The organism is Niabella soli DSM 19437 (assembly GCF_000243115.2).
GTDB classification, from domain to species: Bacteria; Bacteroidota; Bacteroidia; order Chitinophagales; family Chitinophagaceae; genus Niabella; species Niabella soli.
The window spans coordinates 1,281,754-1,298,371 of record NZ_CP007035.1; the positions used below are offsets into that span (position 1 = coordinate 1,281,754).

20 protein-coding genes are annotated in these 16,618 nt (G+C 37.8%); 14 read left to right on the forward strand and 6 right to left on the reverse strand.

The window, feature by feature from the left end; genetic code table 11:
• Positions 1-164: 164 nt before the first annotated feature.
• Together NIASO_RS05410 and NIASO_RS20405 are read left to right on the forward strand one after the other, a co-directional pair.
• Positions 165-383, forward strand: a complete 219-nt coding sequence (locus NIASO_RS05410) for a hypothetical protein (RefSeq protein WP_008582834.1) — start codon at positions 165-167, stop codon at positions 381-383.
• A gap of 134 nt (positions 384-517) precedes the next feature.
• Complete coding sequence (locus NIASO_RS20405) at positions 518-4,282, forward strand: YecA family protein (RefSeq protein WP_008582833.1); 3,765 nt, start codon at positions 518-520, stop codon at positions 4,280-4,282.
• Between the two features lie 47 nt (positions 4,283-4,329).
• Here NIASO_RS20405 and NIASO_RS05420 read toward each other — a convergent pair whose 3' ends face one another.
• The gene (locus NIASO_RS05420; protein ID WP_008582831.1) at positions 4,330-4,761 is read right to left on the reverse strand and encodes a helix-turn-helix domain-containing protein; all 432 of its coding nucleotides are present in this window, start codon (positions 4,759-4,761) and stop codon (positions 4,330-4,332) included.
• 146 nt (positions 4,762-4,907) lie between these two features.
• Between NIASO_RS05420 and NIASO_RS05425 the strand changes: the two genes are divergently transcribed.
• The 4 genes from NIASO_RS05425 to NIASO_RS05450 all read left to right on the forward strand — a co-directional run bounded on the left by NIASO_RS05425 (position 4,908) and on the right by NIASO_RS05450 (position 7,766).
• On the forward strand, positions 4,908-5,354 hold the full coding sequence (locus tag NIASO_RS05425; RefSeq protein ID WP_008582829.1) for a hypothetical protein: 447 nt from the start codon (positions 4,908-4,910) through the stop codon (positions 5,352-5,354).
• Positions 5,355-5,356: 2 nt separating this feature from the next.
• Complete coding sequence (locus tag NIASO_RS05430; RefSeq protein ID WP_008582827.1) at positions 5,357-6,241, forward strand: HEPN domain-containing protein; 885 nt, start codon at positions 5,357-5,359, stop codon at positions 6,239-6,241.
• A gap of 133 nt (positions 6,242-6,374) precedes the next feature.
• On the forward strand, positions 6,375-6,992 hold the full coding sequence (locus NIASO_RS05435; RefSeq protein WP_008582825.1) for a DedA family protein: 618 nt from the start codon (positions 6,375-6,377) through the stop codon (positions 6,990-6,992).
• Positions 6,993-7,517: 525 nt separating this feature from the next.
• Entirely contained in the window at positions 7,518-7,766 is a 249-nt protein-coding gene (locus NIASO_RS05450) for a hypothetical protein (protein ID WP_008582819.1), read from the forward strand.
• 9 nt (positions 7,767-7,775) lie between these two features.
• On the opposite strand, the gene NIASO_RS05455 is transcribed toward NIASO_RS05450, so the two are convergent.
• From NIASO_RS05455 to NIASO_RS05465, 3 genes are all read right to left on the reverse strand, one after another.
• Complete coding sequence (locus NIASO_RS05455; RefSeq protein ID WP_008582816.1) at positions 7,776-8,075, reverse strand: hypothetical protein; 300 nt, start codon at positions 8,073-8,075, stop codon at positions 7,776-7,778.
• A gap of 405 nt (positions 8,076-8,480) precedes the next feature.
• Positions 8,481-8,645 carry a hypothetical protein gene (locus NIASO_RS20315; protein WP_008582815.1) on the reverse strand — a complete coding sequence of 55 codons (165 nt, stop codon included), beginning with the start codon at positions 8,643-8,645 and terminating at the stop codon, positions 8,481-8,483.
• A 100-nt stretch (positions 8,646-8,745) separates the two neighbouring features.
• A complete protein-coding gene (locus NIASO_RS05465; protein ID WP_008582813.1) occupies positions 8,746-9,981 on the reverse strand; it encodes a DEAD/DEAH box helicase in 1,236 nt (411 codons plus the stop codon).
• Positions 9,982-10,726: 745 nt separating this feature from the next.
• Between NIASO_RS05465 and NIASO_RS05470 the strand changes: the two genes are divergently transcribed.
• The 8 genes from NIASO_RS05470 to NIASO_RS05505 all read left to right on the forward strand — a co-directional run bounded on the left by NIASO_RS05470 (position 10,727) and on the right by NIASO_RS05505 (position 15,508).
• Positions 10,727-11,779, forward strand: coding sequence for a fatty acid desaturase family protein (locus NIASO_RS05470; protein WP_008582811.1), 1,053 nt, complete (start codon positions 10,727-10,729; stop codon positions 11,777-11,779).
• A 143-nt stretch (positions 11,780-11,922) separates the two neighbouring features.
• A complete protein-coding gene (locus NIASO_RS05475; RefSeq protein ID WP_071842255.1) occupies positions 11,923-12,483 on the forward strand; it encodes a helix-turn-helix domain-containing protein in 561 nt (186 codons plus the stop codon).
• Positions 12,484-12,580: 97 nt separating this feature from the next.
• Positions 12,581-12,802: a hypothetical protein gene (locus NIASO_RS05480; RefSeq protein WP_008582797.1), complete on the forward strand. Its 222-nt coding sequence runs from the start codon at positions 12,581-12,583 to the stop codon at positions 12,800-12,802.
• Positions 12,803-13,099: 297 nt separating this feature from the next.
• On the forward strand, positions 13,100-13,882 hold the full coding sequence (locus NIASO_RS05485) for an acyl-CoA desaturase (RefSeq protein ID WP_008582796.1): 783 nt from the start codon (positions 13,100-13,102) through the stop codon (positions 13,880-13,882).
• Between the two features lie 11 nt (positions 13,883-13,893).
• Positions 13,894-14,124 carry a hypothetical protein gene (locus tag NIASO_RS05490; protein ID WP_008582795.1) on the forward strand — a complete coding sequence of 77 codons (231 nt, stop codon included), beginning with the start codon at positions 13,894-13,896 and terminating at the stop codon, positions 14,122-14,124.
• Between the two features lie 250 nt (positions 14,125-14,374).
• Positions 14,375-14,653, forward strand: a complete 279-nt coding sequence (locus NIASO_RS05495) for a hypothetical protein (protein WP_008582794.1) — start codon at positions 14,375-14,377, stop codon at positions 14,651-14,653.
• Between the two features lie 223 nt (positions 14,654-14,876).
• Complete coding sequence (locus NIASO_RS05500) at positions 14,877-15,143, forward strand: RNA recognition motif domain-containing protein (RefSeq protein ID WP_008582790.1); 267 nt, start codon at positions 14,877-14,879, stop codon at positions 15,141-15,143.
• An 89-nt stretch (positions 15,144-15,232) separates the two neighbouring features.
• Complete coding sequence (locus tag NIASO_RS05505; protein ID WP_008582788.1) at positions 15,233-15,508, forward strand: hypothetical protein; 276 nt, start codon at positions 15,233-15,235, stop codon at positions 15,506-15,508.
• Between the two features lie 34 nt (positions 15,509-15,542).
• Here the strand turns inward: NIASO_RS05505 and NIASO_RS05510 are convergent, their stop codons facing one another.
• Together NIASO_RS05510 and NIASO_RS05515 are read right to left on the reverse strand one after the other, a co-directional pair.
• On the reverse strand, positions 15,543-15,767 hold the full coding sequence (locus NIASO_RS05510; RefSeq protein WP_008582786.1) for a hypothetical protein: 225 nt from the start codon (positions 15,765-15,767) through the stop codon (positions 15,543-15,545).
• Positions 15,768-15,870: 103 nt separating this feature from the next.
• Positions 15,871-16,125: a hypothetical protein gene (locus tag NIASO_RS05515; protein ID WP_245605231.1), complete on the reverse strand. Its 255-nt coding sequence runs from the start codon at positions 16,123-16,125 to the stop codon at positions 15,871-15,873.
• Positions 16,126-16,618: the final 493 nt, after the last annotated feature.

Genomic DNA, 16,618 nt, shown 5'->3' on the forward strand with positions numbered 1-16,618 from the left:
CAGCGGGCGAAATGGCCTTCGTGTCCGCCCGCTTCTGAAAAAGCTGAAATAGCTTTACACACAAATCCACAAAGGAGAACCATCCTGGTGCAAAAAATGACCATTACGGATGGGGATTTAGAAAAAAGGTTAGATTTTAAATAACTCGGTTAAACATACTGGCTATGCTCCAAAAAAGAAAGCTAAAAATAAAATTCCTGGGGATGGAGTTTGAAAGCACCTACTCAGAAAGGACGACAATATTGATCCTGGCAATGGTATTGAGCTTTTTTCTGGCGCTGGCAATTGTATTACGTAATTCTAATACACAAACAATTGATACTCTTAAAAGTGACAAATTACATCCCTTGAAGATTACTGAGCGGATGCATCATGAAACATAAAATGATATGCCAACTTGTTTTTCTAATCCAACAAAACTAAGTATTTTAGCAAAATGGTCTTGTACACATAGGAGTAATAATGATTTGCTCCATTATAAAAAATAAAAACTGGAAGACTAAAACTTACTGTTATTATGAAAATAGGTAGAAATGCTCCTTGTCCCTGTGGAAGTGGTAAAAAGTATAAAAGGTGCTGTTTAGATAAAAATGCGGAATTAGCTCAAATTCCTATACCAAATTATGAGTTTCCTAACCTCCAAAAATCAGGTGCCACATATACATTTATCAAAAGATATGATAAAATTGAGCTATTAAAACTATTTTCAATTCTTCAACTATATCCTCAAAATCAAGGAAAGTATATTCGAATAGAGTATGCTATAAGCAATATTTTAAAAACAGGAATAACTACAACTATCCAGTCAGACCTAGGAACAGTTAAGGAGGAGATTATTTCAAAATGTAAAAAACATTATTTAGAAGATCCGCCGGAAGATTTCTTTACGGGTAATATAATATTCTATAATGGAAACAATACGGTATTTAATGGGATTGCTGTTAATGGAGTTGAAATTGTTCAAACATTATTAGATGCATCTAATAATGAACATTTATTTTCAAGTCAATTCCGGAGAGAACTTTCTTCAGGAGTCATGTTTCTATTACATATTTTAAATTCAGTCGCAGATAAACTGGAATTGACATATAATGTTTATGAAGAGATTGTGTCAGATGATCTTTACTTTCCAGATGTGGAACAACTTAATATCCACAAAGAATTTTTAAAATTCACAAAACAGGAGTTGGAGCTGATTTGTTTAAAGCTTAATATACCCTATTCCATTATTTCTGAATTTTCTTGTGAACTTCCACTTAAAGATTTAGAATTTGATTCTTTAGATAATCCTTTGTATCGAGCGCCATTCGTAATTATTGAAAATTTTTATTACTTAATTGTCCCATCTGCAGAGTTAATATGTTTAAACGAGTTTATAATCAGAACTGCACAAAAGCACAATTGCTATGAAAAACTTGTTACAGCATGTACAAGAAGAATAGAAATCGAAACTGCTCCAAGATTTGGAAGGATGCATTGGAAAAAAGTCCAACTTGATTTATCTGATGTTAAACATGTTTCCGGTTTTATAGCTTATAATGATTCCCTATATCAATTTGATGAAGATAAGTTTTGCCATGTTTTTTTATGTACACCAAAAGAGGACAAAGAACTCATAGCAGATTCGTCAATGGAACGTAACATAAATGAAAGGTTCAACCAAGTTTCAAAAAAGATAAAGAGTGCTTATCCTCATTCCAAAGTTCTGCTGCTATTTATGTTAAATAAATGCAGAGTTTTATCTCAAATTAGTTTGGGATTTAAAAAGATGCCGAATGATACTGTGTTTTTATCTCTTTCGAGTCAAGAGCTTAAAATAATTTCATCAAATTACAAATTGGAAAGACTTAGCTTATGGAAATATGCCAAATATTATGACAGTGCTATGGATAAAATACACTTTTCACCCTATAATAGCCATATAGCAAAATATTATTGGTTTGAAAGAAATGGAGAATCTTTTTTAGACCCAGATAAAGAGCCATATAATTTTATTGTACTAGATTTAGATATTGAAGGGAACCAAACAAGAGAAGCATTAACCAAGATTGATAAACGTGGGATTAAATATTATTTGGAAGAAGGGAAAATGCTAACTGCCCCTTGCGTAAGAGCAGAGCAACATTATCCTGTCTATATTTCCGAAGAATATCAACAAGGAAAAATAAAAAAATGCCTTTTAAAATATAAATGTCCAATTTGGGTTATAAGTAGCAGATTAATCGATCCTCTTTCAGATGTTTATGTTAATGGTATTTTGTATTGGCTAAATGACATGTATCCAATTCTGTTTAAGTTTGTTAACAGCTTAGGAGCTGCTCCTATAACAATACTTATAGATCTTGAAGAAAAATTTTATGGCAAAAGAGATCTTGATGAATTGGGAGATGAATTGCCTGTATTTCAATCCAATGTTATTGCGGAAGACAGGGTAATGTATCTTTTTATACCCTATCAGATACTTAAGTTTATAGTTTCTCCTGATAATTCCGGCGAAAGAATGATTATCTCGTATTTATTAGATTTAATGGGCCAACTCATTGAGAAACTTAACTTGGGAACTAAACTGACGCTAACAGAAAAAGAAAACATACTAGAGAAAGGCATTCCTCTCGGAAACCGTAAAATGATTATTTCAGTTACAGGAGATCGTGATATAACTATTGCACAAACAGATCTTGTAGACGTAAGATATATTCCTTTGAGCGACTTGTCATTCGTTTTGGAAAATCAACTGAATTGGCTTAAGTCTTCAAAAAAAATACCCACAACCATAAAAACGTCCGAAGAAAAATGTAAGCTTTTTAACGATTTGGTCGGACTGCATTTCAACATAATTATTAACGAACTAAAAAAATATAATGGAGAAAAGTTGTTGATGTTTTTGATGAAAAAACATGAAGCTATTATTCAAAGGCAATCCTTTGGAAAGATTAGTTATCCAATGAAAGTTTCGTGTCTTGACAAATTTTATGATGTTCAAAAGGAATATGCAGAAGAAAATTCAAAGAGTATTGAGGTGGCATTATCCCTTAGAGTGTTGATTGAATTTGCTGCTTGTATTTTGCCACAAGGATCTAAAGAGTGCAATGACGATGATATAGACGTATTACTAGCACATGCAATAGAATTAATTACCTATGGGGCATATTCTGATTCCATTAAATTTGGAATATCAGATCCAGAAATGGGAAAGTTACCGTCTGGTCGACTAGGAATTAGTAGAGAATTTGAAAACGAAACGTTACGGGGATTTAGGGATGATTATAATTCTCAAGAGCTTTATTCGTATTCTGATCGCTTTAGTGAATATTTTGATGTAAAAAGAAAGGCTACTAATTCACGTGTGACGGGCCCATCAATGGAGCGCATTAATAAAATATTTCAAGAGGAATGGGGAGTTGGTTTAACAACAATTGATACAATTTCATACGGTATTGCTACAAGAATGATCCACAATAGTGTTTCTGTCGAAAAAATATCAGAAAAAGAACTGGCTAAATTCTTGTCTGCCAATTCCGATTTTTCAGATAGCGATATAGTGGCTTATTTTGATTTGTTGGCCTTTCCTGATCGAGAAGATATATTGAAAGCTCCCAAAGGATATGAGTCTTGGGAAGTTTACCCTTGGCGATATAATAGACGTCTTTCATATTTATTAAAACCCATTATAAAGTACAAATCTGGGGAGCATTTATATTATTTAATAAGTGCAAGACATCTTTTAATGGCTTCCGAAAACTATTTGTCACTGTTTTTTAAGGGAACCTTAAAAATAAATCGGAAAAATAAGAAATTGCTCGATTTGTTATCTGAAATAAATAATTATAAAGGTAAAAGATTCAGAGACCAGGTTTTAACCTGGCTTAATAGTAATACAAAGTTGCGAACTTTTTCCTATGAAGTTAAGATTAGCCCAAGTGGTTTCTTTCAGGCAGATTCAGACAGAGGGGATATTGATATTTTAGCGATTGATGATGAAAAAAAAATTGTTTACTCCATTGAATGCAAGAACACTTCTATGTCAAAAACCGCGTATGATTTTAAATCTGAAATAGATAATTACCTAGGCACTCCAAAAAAACAAGGGCTAATAAGCCGCCATTTAAAAAGAGATCAATGGCTACAGGATAATAGGAAACTGGTATATGAGAAACTGAAGATTTCCAATTACCAAATAAAATCATTAGTCATTTCAAAAAATATCCTGCCACTGAAATATATGAAGAGAAGTTCAATGCTTATATTATCCTTTCATGATTTGAAATTAAAGGGGTTATAGCAATCATTCCAAGATTTTCCATACATATAAAAACAAATGAAATTATCTTATTTCCCCACCTTCTCCAACAACTTCTGCAAAAGCTCCATCTTCTCCTTTTCAGCCTGCAATAAGCGTTCGTATAGTTTCCGGTTTTCGGCAATTTCCTCAGCCCATTTATCTATGGGATTGAAGGTGCAATGAAAGTTAGCTTGTGAATTTTCTGTAAAAGTGTTAGCTACCGCACTATCATGAAATGTATTGGCAATAATATTCACAGCTTGCTCTTCATCAAAATTCTTAATCGCTTCTACCGGCACTTTTAATAAATCAGCAATTTGTTTTAGCAAAGGTTCTTCAATTTCTTCCTTTTGCTCCAGCAGCGATATTTTACGCTGGTTCCAGTCATCACCTAAATCCAAAGCCAAGGCTTCCTGCTTTATACCCAGCATTTCCCTGAACCGCTTTACATTTCTGCCCTGATGTATTGTTTTCTCCATAAGATTTGATTTTTATGCCTTACAGCGTTTTTCAAAGATAAATAAATCGCCCCGCTAAAATACCTCATTTTTCCAATAAATTATCGCCTTTTCATTTAGGATAGCGGACGTACCGGGTGGAGATTGAGGACATAAATGCAGAAACTATGAAAAAGAAACCCACACCCATGCAAAAACGGCACAAACCCAAGCCGGAACTAAAGTGGCAAACCGGAGCCTACGAGCGCTTTGCTGACTTTAACTTCATTCTTCCATATCAATTTTTGCTGCTCTGCCGCCTGATGGACGTAACGCCCCAGGAGGCCCTAACCGACTTTATGGATAACCTGTCCTGCGGCAGCTGGAAGCGCGAGGGCCGGGACACAGAGAAAGAACACCTGATTAACTATTTTATTGCACACGGCTACGGGCAGGAGCATTATACGGAAGCAGACATCCGGGAAATTTTTAAGGAAATGGATGCCGTTGGCCTGCTATTTCCACGCGAAAGCAATGGTAAAATGGTAGACCGCTACGCCAAATGGAGGGATAAGCACGAAACCTGGTGGTTTAAAAAATGGTTCCGCAAACCCCGGCATATTAAAAACAGTTAACCATGAAAGAAGAAACCGTTGCTAACCATAAGGCGCTTTATCTGACCGAAGAAGATAAAGCCATAGCCACAAAGGTGGTGGCCACTATTACCAAAATTGTACAGGTGGACACCATCTTTGTTTTAGGTAAAAAAGAAGATACCGCTCACAATATATTTATAGAACCTTGTGCTGCCGGGGCGCACACCTCGGCTTTTTGGCTGCTGGTATTGATTACTGGCGATGATAAGCGGCATAAAATGTACCAGGATGAAATTGAGCAAAAGTGTAACCACTTCCATGCTGTTAGCAGCATTGTAATACAAACAAGTACTTTTGTACATTGGCTAAGTGCAAAGGATTCTTTTGGGTTAACTGTTTTATTAAACGCCCCGTTTATTTATAACACCAACCCGGAACTTGAAGAATGGAGCAAGGATATTATTGCGGAAAGCATTCCGGAAAAGATTAAATCGGGTTTCCCAAAATGTTTTAACCTTTTTAATGAATACATTGCCGGGGCAGAGCTTTTTACCGTTCGTAAACAGTATAAGCTGGCGCTTTTCATGTATCACCAAGCTACAGAGCTGCTACTGACGGCCTTTATTAAATCCCAAACCGGGCTGGAGCTGCATATTCATAACATCAACCACCTTAATCAATACTTTGGCTTTTTAGCCCCTGGCATTGCAGCAGATTTTTGCGGAGCAACACAAAAGGAACAAGAAGCATTCCGGCTGCTTCAAAAGTCCTATTGCTCGGCAAGGTATGATGCAGATTTTGAGGTTGGATATGCACAGCTGGAAATCGTGAGGCAGAAAGTGAGTCGGGCGATACAAAAATTAAAAGAGATTGGCTCTCTTATATTTAAAGAGGCAGGTCGCTTTCCGCGGCTAAATATAGTTTAAAATGGATGATTTTACGATTATTGCGCCCTTATATCGTGCTGTTACAATCAAATTTTGCCGTAAACAAAAATTTGTTTTATCCAAAAGAGAATTTTAAGTAGCTTTTCAAAGCAGTTTGTTTAACTAAAATCAAATGTTTAATCCCGAGGCACTAATTCAATATGGCGGGTTACTACTTGTTTGCCTGGCAATTTATGGGCAGGTAGGCCTTTTTTTCTGTTTCTTTCTTCCAAGTGGAGGGCTTCTTTTTATGGCAGGCGTATTGATTGCTACCAATGTGCTGGACCATAGCTTTTTTACGCTGTGCAGCTTAGGAATTTTAGCTTCACTAATGGGAAATATTACGGGTTATATTGTCGGTTATAAGACAGGGACTATTTTATATCGTAGGGAAGATTCAGCTTTTTTTAAAAAGCAGTATTTAACAAAAGCGGAAAACTTTTATAAAAGATATGGCGGCATGGCATTGATTGTTGGTGCATTTCTTCCTTTGATTCGCACTTTCACTCCCATTGTTGGGGGCATCATCCAACAAAAATTCAGCCGTTTTTTGTTATTTGCCTTTATTGGTTCTGTAGGATGGATACTTTGTTTTTCAATTGCCGGTTATGTAATAGGAGCCATGCCCTTTTTACGCCCTTACCTTAATTATGTAGTGATGGCAATTATTGTGCTGGTTACGGTGCCTGTTGTAATTAAAATTATACGAAGATTCAAAAAGGAAAAACAATCTCCTGATGCAGGTATTTAATCTTCTTTTTGTAAAGGGAACCATATTGAAGCAACTCCATCTGATATCTTCTAAATTTATACCTGATTTCCTTTTTTGAGTCCAGGTAATCCGGCAATATATTTTTTTTGTTGTAGTATGTTATTAATAGTGTATCTTCAGCAACGCAATAGCACATAAAGTAATTTAAATTTTCTACGGTTCTTATTTCTCTGACTTTTTGTATTCCTGTCTCTTTCCGCTTTCATTCACGCAGTTTAACCAAAATCAATCATAAATAACGGTTGGGTTTCAATAGGGAAGCCTGATAACAGAATTGGGGGAGTTGGGTATTTCTTCAGTCCTCCGAGTGTTTTGATCACTATTTGAATTTGATACCATGTATTTTTAAAAGACAGCACCGGGCTCACATGCAGTTTAGCTGGATGAATGAAGCCCATATTATCAGGCATAATCGTTGAACAATAATTATGCACTTATAAACCATTGATCATTATAAACAAACCTGTTACGTCACAAACCTTCCCGATAAATATATTTACTTATATGACATCCGAACAAATAGGCAGCGTCATAAAAAAACAAAACCGACCCGTATTCGAGATCTGGTTTAAAAGTCGTTCTTCAATTAAAGGGCTATTTATACAAACAACAGACTATAATGAATTAAAGCTGAAAAATTTTTGGCGGATTGTAGATGAAAGCAGGATTGCTGAATATGACAAGACCGGAAATAAAGATCTGGCCCGCGTTTTTTATGGAGATGGATTTACAAAGCTGGAGATTACCGGCTAATGGCGCCTTCTAAAGGCTACCGGCTTTTCTTTTAAACTCCAACAGGCAATACGTAATATGCTCAGTAAGCGATTGCTGTAACTGTAATATGTCGTTTCGTTTATAAGTGCGTATCAAATCTTTGGCCTCCAGGCCCAATTGGTATTGCAGCCGGCGCTCGTATCTTCCACACAACTGTTGAAATACATTTTCGTCTGTTTGACGGTCTAATTTCCCAGCCTGCTCTTTAAAATCGTGGTAAAGCTCTTCAAACAATCGAAACGCAGTTTTCCGGAAGCTGGTTATTATTAAAACAGGATCTTGTTCCATGTTGTTTCGTTCTGCGGTTAATAAACATAATAGCAAACTGACATCCATACCAACGCTTACCGGCACCAAAACGGACTGTGCCCTGTTGGAGATTTTAAGCCTGTTATTCAGTCCCGTATCCCGGGAAAAAAGCTGCCGAGCTAATCCCCTGGCTTTTCCTGTAATGATACCCAAAAATCCCTAAAAAAGTAGAACAGGTCATGGAAGTAATTTACAGTTCCTGAATATACCGCTTTTTTAGAGCAAACTCGTTAATATATTGCTGAGCTTTTTTAGCGTGTTTACTCTTTATACGAACAGTTCTCAAAGAGCGGCCCCAAAATTGTTAACTAATTTGGCTAAACAACCTGTTTTATAACCCGGTGCCATACAATTCATAAAAAAAATCGTCCCTATTCCTTAAATCTATTGTTTGCCTTTTATACACTTGATATAAATAACCAGGTTTTTGCGCTGCCCAGCCAGGTGCAGGGTAACATAATTACCATTTATTTCTAACACGGTATATTGTCTTTTAGAATCGAACGGAGACTGCAGTGTAACTGTGTCTCCGATTTTTACATTTTCCATTAATACATTTTTATGCCACTGTATTTTATGATGCAGGCTTATCTCCGGAAAGCTTTCACCTAAAATATGGTTAGGAGCTCTGGCACTACTGCATTGTTGATTAAATATGCTGCATAAACGACCGGCCCTTTCTTTTAGCCGGGCGGTTTGTTCGGCGCGGTATCTGCAACGAATCCGCTGCTTTAAAATCATCTCCGTGCATCAAGGGTACATCAAAAGCATGCCCCTTTATAACCGGTATGGTTTTACGGATCAGTTTTTGAATATCGCGTAAATACAATTTCTCCTCATAATCGCAAAAAGAAATGGCAATGCCTTCTGCGCCTGCTCTTCCCGTACGCCCGATACGATGTACATAGGTTTCCGGTTCATTTGGCAGCTCATAGTTGATCACATGTCCCATGTGGTCTACATCAATCCCCCTGGCTGCAATATCCGTGGCCACTAACACTTTTATTGCCCCTTTTTTAAAATTCAGTAGCGCCGTTTGCCTTGCAGACTGCGATTTGTTTCCGTGTATGGCAGCAGCTTTTATACCCGCACCAGTAAGATTTTGGGTGATCTTATCGGCTCCATGTTTTGTTCTCGCAAATACCAGCACTGTCTGAATGCGCTCATCTTTCAGTAACTGCAACAACAACGAAGGCTTAAACCGCTTTTCTGTGTAATACAACGATTGTTGTATACGGTCAACTGTTGTTGCCGGTGGCGTTACTGTTATTTTTATTGGCTGGCTTAACAGCGTACCGGCTAATTGTTGAATTTCCGTAGGCATGGTTGCAGAAAACAGGATTGTTTGTCTTTGCAAAGGTAATCTGGACAGGATCTTTCGCACATCATTCACAAAGCCCATATCCAGCATACGGTCAGCCTCATCCAGTACCAGGTATTGAATATTGCTTAAAGAAAGGCAGCCCTGGTTAAGTAAATCCAGCAAACGGCCGGGAGTTGCAATAAGAACATCAGCCTTTTGCCGCAATGCTTTCACCTGGTTATATTGAGATACGCCTCCAAAAACTGCCAGGTGTTTTAACGAAAGGTACTTTCCGTAAACACCAAAACTTTCCGCCACCTGTAGCGCCAGCTCCCGCGTAGGTACTAAAATTAAAGCCCGGCAATTATTTTGCTTTGTTGCTCCCTGCAGGTGCAACAGTTGCAACAGCGGAAGGGCAAAAGAGGCCGTTTTGCCGGTGCCGGTTTGAGCACAGGCAAGCACATCTCTGTTTTGCAAAATTACCGGGATGGATTGTTCCTGTACAGGAGTGGGTGTAGTATAGCATGTGTCGCTTAGCGCTTTTAGCAAAGGCGCAATGAGCTGTAAATTGTTAAATGACAAAATTAAGTAAATTAAAAAATGATAAAATAGGGCAAGGCTATTCACAAACAGTGCGAAGGCGATGCCTGTCTTACGTTAAGCAATCACTATATTTGAATGGAGGAAGGAAGACAAATCCAGTGTAGGATAACATACAAAGAACCGAAGGTAGTTCATTCAACCGGTATTGATCATTATATTTTCACAGCGGTGACGTTTCGTGCTTTTTCTGAAAAATAGAAATCATTCATTACCGGTGGGTTTTGGCTTTGTTTATAATCAATGTTTTATATAAACCCTGGTAGTCTATAAAAGCAAATCAAAGTCAGGTGCTTGATGAAAATTTCATCTTAAAAAAGGCCTGCATCCATCTCAGCCATTAGAGGTCAGCCAATTATCGAATACCGGCCGCAGCAAACAGGGTAATAAATACGTTGCCTTATTAACCTATTGCAAATAATCAGAACTATTACAATCCCGATAATGGCGATTCTTTAACACCGGCAGAGCCAGTAAATATTAATAATGCCGGTTTAAATAAGTATCTTACGAAAATATTTAACTACATATTTAAAATGTCTGCCTGAAACGGAGCACAATTATTATTCTCCACACAACACAATGTGCGAAATTCAAACCAGCTGCTAAAGTCTTCCATCAACGGCGAACAATAATAGAATATACGGATAAATCCGATGTGAGAGAGCTTTTCGAATCAAAGGTTACTCCAATACATCGGGCGTCTAAAAACAATAAAAATTTACGAATGAAAATTTTATCCGCCTTAACGGATCCCGTTTATACAACTAAAGCCCATTTTAGCCGTTACGAAAATTTCTGGCTCCGCTTTATGAATGACAAACGGGATCTTCCCTTTATGTATCTGCTTACTCGGATCCATATTTTCATATTGCCGGTTGCACTGCTGCTTTTTACCCCCCTGTTAAAAGGATGGGCATGGTGGCTGGTGGGGCTTATCTATTTTTACTTTTCTCAGTTTTATTTTAAGGGCCGCTTCGGGTTAATGTTCCATTGCCTGTGCCACAGGAAAATGTTCAAGCCCGGTCATCAGCAAAAAATTCATGGATACATCAGCTGGATTATTTGCCCGCTGTTTGGACATACTCCCGAAAGTTATTTCAGCCACCACATGGGAATGCATCATGTTGAAAACAATAACGAAGAAGACTCCAGCAGTACGATGCACTACCAAAGGGATAGTTTCAAAAGCTTTTTATCCTATTTTTTTAACTTTCTGTTTTTGGGAGTGATGCAAACCTTTCAGTATTTATATAGCCGCAAAAGGAAGAAATTGTACACTCGGTTAACCGTTGGAGAATGGTCATACATCATTTTTTGTATTGTGCTCTGCTTTGTCAATTTGAAGGCCACATTAATGGTATGTGTTTTTCCGTTGCTGTTTGCCCGGTTTGTAATGATGCTGGGGAACTGGGCACAACATTCGTTTATAGACGGCAGCAATCCTGAAAACATCTATACAAATTCAATTAACTGTATTAATACGCCCTATAATCACACATGCTGGAATGATGGGTACCATATCATACATCACTTGCGGCCGGGTATGCATTATACAGACATGCCGCAGGAGTTTTTAAAGCGGCAGGATGAGTTTGCACGGCAGAAAGCCATTGTATTTGATGGCATCCATTATCTTCATGTTTTTTATTATTTAATGACCCGGCAATATAATAAACTGGCCAGTAATCTGGTTAACATCAATAATACATTTGAAACCAGGGAACAGGCTATTTGCCTGATGAGGGAACGCACACAAAGGATCCCGGGTAAATCCTGATTCATGCCATTGATCTTTTCCTCAAAATGAGTCTTTTGATAACATGCCTCACAATCAGGCCCGGATAACAACTCTGTAAAGTGTGAGTGTGCGTACATGATGAAACCGGCCGGGGAGGAATTCTAGCCAGGTAAAGCGTAGCAATGAGGATATATATAAAATACATGGTAAGCCTCCGATGCAAAATGGTAGTACAGGAGGAATTGAAAAAACTGGGCATTCAGCACGGTTCTGTAGATCTTGGCGTGGTTGATCTTCAGGAAACAATTACCGAAGGCCAGCGCCATCTGCTTGGAATAAACCTGCTTAAATATGGCCTGGAATTACTGGACGACAAAAAGAGTATCCTGATTGAGAAAATAAAAAACGTTGTAACGGAAATGATCCACCATGCGGACGAATTACCTAAAGTAAACTATTCTGATTATATCAGTAAACAGTTAGGATACAGCTACACTTATCTTTCCAACACCTTTTCAGAGGTAAAGGGCATCAACTTGCAGCAATTTATCATTATGCATAAAATTGAAAAAGTAAAGGAATTGTTATTATATGATGAATTGAACCTGACAGAAATTTCTTACAGACTTAATTATAGTAGTGCAGCGCATTTATCTAACCAGTTTAAAAAGATCACAGGACTAACTCCTTCTTTTTATAAGCAATTGAAGCTAAAACGTAAGCAAAACCTCGAAAACCTGTGATATTTGTAAGTTTAATGAGCGCATGTGTAGTAATAGCGCCTCAAAAACACCTGACCTTTGTTGCGTAACAAATCCGTTACAAATTAAATAAAATGTCATGTACACAGGTAAAATCACAAACAATGAAAATTTTAAAATGATAGGAGATTGGACCAGTCAGTCAAAGACACTTAAAGAAAAATATCCACTTTTAGTGGATGCCGATCTGAAATTTGAAAAAGGAAAAGAGAATGACTTACTCACCAGGGTAGGAACCCGGCTTAACAAAAAAAGAGACGAGGTAATTAATATTCTCAGGAAAGTACAACCCAGCGCCTAACCCTTCATCTGTTTTATATACCAGTAAAGAAATCCATCTTATTGAAAACGTGGGGCAGAAAGAAATATTCTGCCTTTTTTTGTTGTTGCATTATAGCCATTAAAAAGGCGAAACGATCCATCGCCCATCGCTACAGCTATTGCATTCTATTTGACCATATGATCAAAAGGTTGTATCTTTAGCTGGTTACAGATACAGCGAAACATCCACGGGTTCCCGCTCCCCTTCTTCTTCTCATTCAAAAGCGGCTCCTTTTTATACCGTTTTCTGCATTCCTGTTTTACGCATCACAGTATTATGACGATTTTAATTTTTTTTGTAGCGTTGTGGTATCTTTCGCTATTCAGTCAGACTTTTTTTCAGCACCGGTATGCGGCGCATGGCTCCTTTACGATGAGCAGGTTCTGGGAGCGCTTCTTTTTCGTGTTTTCCTACCTAACCCAGGGATCTTCTTACATGAGTGCGCGGGCTTATGCAATCATGCACCGGATGCATCATGCTTATACAGATACGGAAAAAGACCCACACTCACCTAATTTTTCTTCCAATATGTTTAGCATGATGTGGCGTACTAAAAAAATCTATTCAGCGATCGTACACCAGCGATATCCTATAGAAAAACGATTTGAAAAGAATCTGCCCCACTGGCACGGTTTTGATCGCTGGGCAAACTCCCCGCTGTCACGTATACTTTGGGTAGTGATCTATATTTCATTTTTTTTGATTTTTGCTTCTTCGTTCTGGTGGTGGCTATTGCTACCTGTTGTTATTACGATGGGCGCTTTTCATGGAGCTTTGGTAAATTGGTTTGCACATAAATACGGATATATAAACTTCAGACTCAGAAATACATCACGCAATTTACTGGTGGTAGATGTGTTAATGCTGGGAGAATCGTATCATAACAATCATCATAAACATCCGTCTTCTGTAAATTTTGGTAACCGCTGGCACGAGGTAGATCCGGTGTACCCGGTTATCCTGTTATTAAAATGGCTACGCATTATACGCTTTGCCAAAAAAACCGGTAATGGCTTAAGGAAACGTATTTTTCTACCCGCTTTATTTACTATAATTTAAAAACAACTTTTATGTCCAAAAATCAATTTCATGCAGGCAACAAACTGAACATCCTGGGTGGGGATAAAGAAAACATATCGACGAATGTCTGTTTTACCGGAAACGCTATTGCATTGTTAAACAATTATGCAGCCACAGGTACGACGATACATTTAGACGATTGGGATGGCTATAATGAATTAAGAAGCGGATCGCTCTACTACATTGTTACCGATATTAAAAAAGTAGCTATTTCAGTTTAAATCGTTTATTCCTGGCTTTAAAGAATATTCAGCTACCAGAAGATTCTCGGAATTAATAAAGAAGCTTTATTCGTCTCAGTAAGGAATATAGTGTGCCTGGTTGCTCAAAAGAAAGCTTCCTTTATGTTTATACTAAGATATTCTTTTCTGCAGATCGTTTTCGGCTGTAGTGTCTTCCCTTTTGTACTACTTCCTTTCCGGTGCCTGCTTCAATCATCATTAAAATTTTTTATCTGCTAAACTGTTTGATATGACCAGCAAAAAGATCTCAACAGCACAGGTTCCGTTATTACGGAAAGGAGATATTATAAAAAGATTTCCTTCCAGCGGAGCTCCTGAAGAACAATTTGATGAGGAACGCAAAAAGGATACGGATGTATTTGAGATCTGTTCTATAAATTCCAAAAACGATATAATAGAACTCATAACACCAGGCAGCGCGCGTGGTATGTTTCCATCTCCAGGCGATGTCACTCATTTGTTTATAAAATCCTGCAACCTTGTGGCACAGGGCATTTGGTGGATATAGGATGCAAATGGCATCCCTACTTTAATTCTCTTAATCCCTTAAAAAGAAAAACTCACATTTGCCTAAAAAGCCTTATCTTTACAAGGATAGGCATAAATACTCCATCACTTCAAGTCAGGATCAGTTACATATCTACTACGCACCAATAGCATTTATTTTTCTCCTTCTTCTTTTTTTGCTGCCGCATTTAGCCTCTATTTTTTAAAAGAAAAATTTATTTACAATGAACATGTATGTTTCAAACCTGGGGTTTCATGCCTCTGACGATGATTTGCGCGAACTTTTTAGCAGCTTCGGACAAGTGTCTTCTGCCAAAGTAATTATGGATAGAACCACCGGGAAGAGCCGGGGCTTTGGTTTCGTAGAAATGGGCTCAGTTTCAGATGCCACACTTGCAATGAAAGAGCTGGACGGTAAGGATGTCGATGGCAGGAGAATTGCTGTTTCGGCTGCAAAAGAACGGGAAGAGCGGTCTAATAGAAAATGGTAATAAATGTTCGAAGGGGCCGTCCGGCCCCTTCTTTTTTAATAGTATAACTGTTGTGAGTACTCAGTGTGCTTCATTTTAAAACATGTACCATGCATTTCCAAAAACAAGATCTGTCGGGCACCCACTATACCTGGAACAACGAACAGCCTGCTTTTAGTGGCCAGCCCAGCCGCAGAAGATTTGATAAAAATAATGGCGATCAGGTGCTTTACCTGATCAACTTTTACGCATCATTGGCCGGGCGGGTAAGCCTCCTGGAAGGCAGGATCATTGAGCAGACCATTACGCGGGATCTGCCGGATGCTGCGAAAAGTGAGGTTTCCGCTTTTAACTGGATCAGGCGCAGCGCTTTCCCAACTCTGTAGAACTCAGGTGCCAAAATAACTGCAGCAATTTTTATCAGTCTTCTCTTTCATCCACATATGGCAATAGCTGCATGGCTATAACCGGAAAGTATCCCTGTTGGGTTGTATATTGCCATCCGAAACGTTCTGTTTTAAAAAATTCCCCCACTTCCCGGTTGTTAATATATAACCGGTAATGTCTGGAATTCATCTTCTTGCTTCTTCTCAGCTCACCAAAGATTTTTTTTCCTTCAAATTCAAATTGAACAGGAATATGCATAATTCCTTTTATTAAACCCTTAACTTTTTTGAAAATGTATTCAGACGCTGATTTTAAACGTCTTTTTTACATCCTCAGGTGAACAGTATGTTAACAACCGGCCTTATGTAAAGGCCCTCTTTTGAATGAATTTGTAGCACCTGCTAAAGGACGTCGTCTTAACGGCTATAAAATGATGGTTGATCCTTTGCTTTGCATTATTACACATTTGGAGTAGTACATCATTTGAAACATCTTCAAAAACAAAATCATCCGGCGCTTCTATTATAAATTGAGCCACTTTTTCGATACGTATAAAATTTACAGCCATTATTTTATACACCGTGCTCAGTTTATCTTTTGTATTAAATAAAGGCATTTTTTGCATAATGCAACCTTTATATAGGAAAAGGGTTATGGTTGACATTTGTTTTTATTAATAACAGATCTTCACCTGTTCAATAAATTTGCTACAGCTGTATGCTTCTTACAAATTTTAGAATCCGCTCACGCATTTTTGAATAGTTAGCTAGTACCCCCCGGGATGATCTCATCTTTTTTTCTTTCGGTTCAAGTATGAACCAGGTTTTTTTCAACCCGATGGTTCCCTTTTCCGTCTGTTTCAGATTTCCTTTTCCGTCCGTTGCCGGTTCAAAAAAGCGATTGCTTTTAGTAGCCATTATGTTCATAATTTGAAAACGCCTAAAATTAGATGCCTGGGAGGTCAATGTTTATAAAGATCTTCAATTTGTCGTTATTTGCGTTACATATTTATATGCCAGACTTACATATATCACAGGTTTGATGTGTATCTGCAATGACCGGTCCCCCACAAATGTTTTTTTATAAAGAGCGCATATAAAGAGCCGCTA

What these genes read in the sequence shown, in the direction of transcription:
- NIASO_RS05435 (WP_008582825.1), top strand. Translation starts at nt 6,375, where the DNA reads ATGTTTAATCCCGAGGCACTAATTCAATATGGCGGGTTACTACTTGTT.
- NIASO_RS05470 (WP_008582811.1), top strand. Translation starts at nt 10,727, where the DNA reads ATGAAAATTTTATCCGCCTTAACGGATCCCGTTTATACAACTAAAGCC.
- NIASO_RS05510 (WP_008582786.1), bottom strand. Translation starts at nt 15,767, where the DNA reads ATGCATATTCCTGTTCAATTTGAATTTGAAGGAAAAAAAATCTTTGGT.
- NIASO_RS05495 (WP_008582794.1), top strand. Translation starts at nt 14,375, where the DNA reads ATGACCAGCAAAAAGATCTCAACAGCACAGGTTCCGTTATTACGGAAA.
- NIASO_RS05505 (WP_008582788.1), top strand. Translation starts at nt 15,233, where the DNA reads ATGCATTTCCAAAAACAAGATCTGTCGGGCACCCACTATACCTGGAAC.
- NIASO_RS05455 (WP_008582816.1), bottom strand. Translation starts at nt 8,075, where the DNA reads ATGGAACAAGATCCTGTTTTAATAATAACCAGCTTCCGGAAAACTGCG.
- NIASO_RS05485 (WP_008582796.1), top strand. Translation starts at nt 13,100, where the DNA reads ATGACGATTTTAATTTTTTTTGTAGCGTTGTGGTATCTTTCGCTATTC.
- NIASO_RS05430 (WP_008582827.1), top strand. Translation starts at nt 5,357, where the DNA reads ATGAAAGAAGAAACCGTTGCTAACCATAAGGCGCTTTATCTGACCGAA.
- NIASO_RS05475 (WP_071842255.1), top strand. Translation starts at nt 11,923, where the DNA reads ATGAGGATATATATAAAATACATGGTAAGCCTCCGATGCAAAATGGTA.
- NIASO_RS05420 (WP_008582831.1), bottom strand. Translation starts at nt 4,761, where the DNA reads ATGGAGAAAACAATACATCAGGGCAGAAATGTAAAGCGGTTCAGGGAA.
- NIASO_RS20405 (WP_008582833.1), top strand. Translation starts at nt 518, where the DNA reads ATGAAAATAGGTAGAAATGCTCCTTGTCCCTGTGGAAGTGGTAAAAAG.
- NIASO_RS05480 (WP_008582797.1), top strand. Translation starts at nt 12,581, where the DNA reads ATGTACACAGGTAAAATCACAAACAATGAAAATTTTAAAATGATAGGA.
- NIASO_RS05500 (WP_008582790.1), top strand. Translation starts at nt 14,877, where the DNA reads ATGAACATGTATGTTTCAAACCTGGGGTTTCATGCCTCTGACGATGAT.
- NIASO_RS05490 (WP_008582795.1), top strand. Translation starts at nt 13,894, where the DNA reads ATGTCCAAAAATCAATTTCATGCAGGCAACAAACTGAACATCCTGGGT.
- NIASO_RS05425 (WP_008582829.1), top strand. Translation starts at nt 4,908, where the DNA reads ATGAAAAAGAAACCCACACCCATGCAAAAACGGCACAAACCCAAGCCG.
- NIASO_RS05410 (WP_008582834.1), top strand. Translation starts at nt 165, where the DNA reads ATGCTCCAAAAAAGAAAGCTAAAAATAAAATTCCTGGGGATGGAGTTT.
- NIASO_RS20315 (WP_008582815.1), bottom strand. Translation starts at nt 8,645, where the DNA reads ATGGAAAATGTAAAAATCGGAGACACAGTTACACTGCAGTCTCCGTTC.
- NIASO_RS05515 (WP_245605231.1), bottom strand. Translation starts at nt 16,125, where the DNA reads ATGCCTTTATTTAATACAAAAGATAAACTGAGCACGGTGTATAAAATA.
- NIASO_RS05450 (WP_008582819.1), top strand. Translation starts at nt 7,518, where the DNA reads ATGACATCCGAACAAATAGGCAGCGTCATAAAAAAACAAAACCGACCC.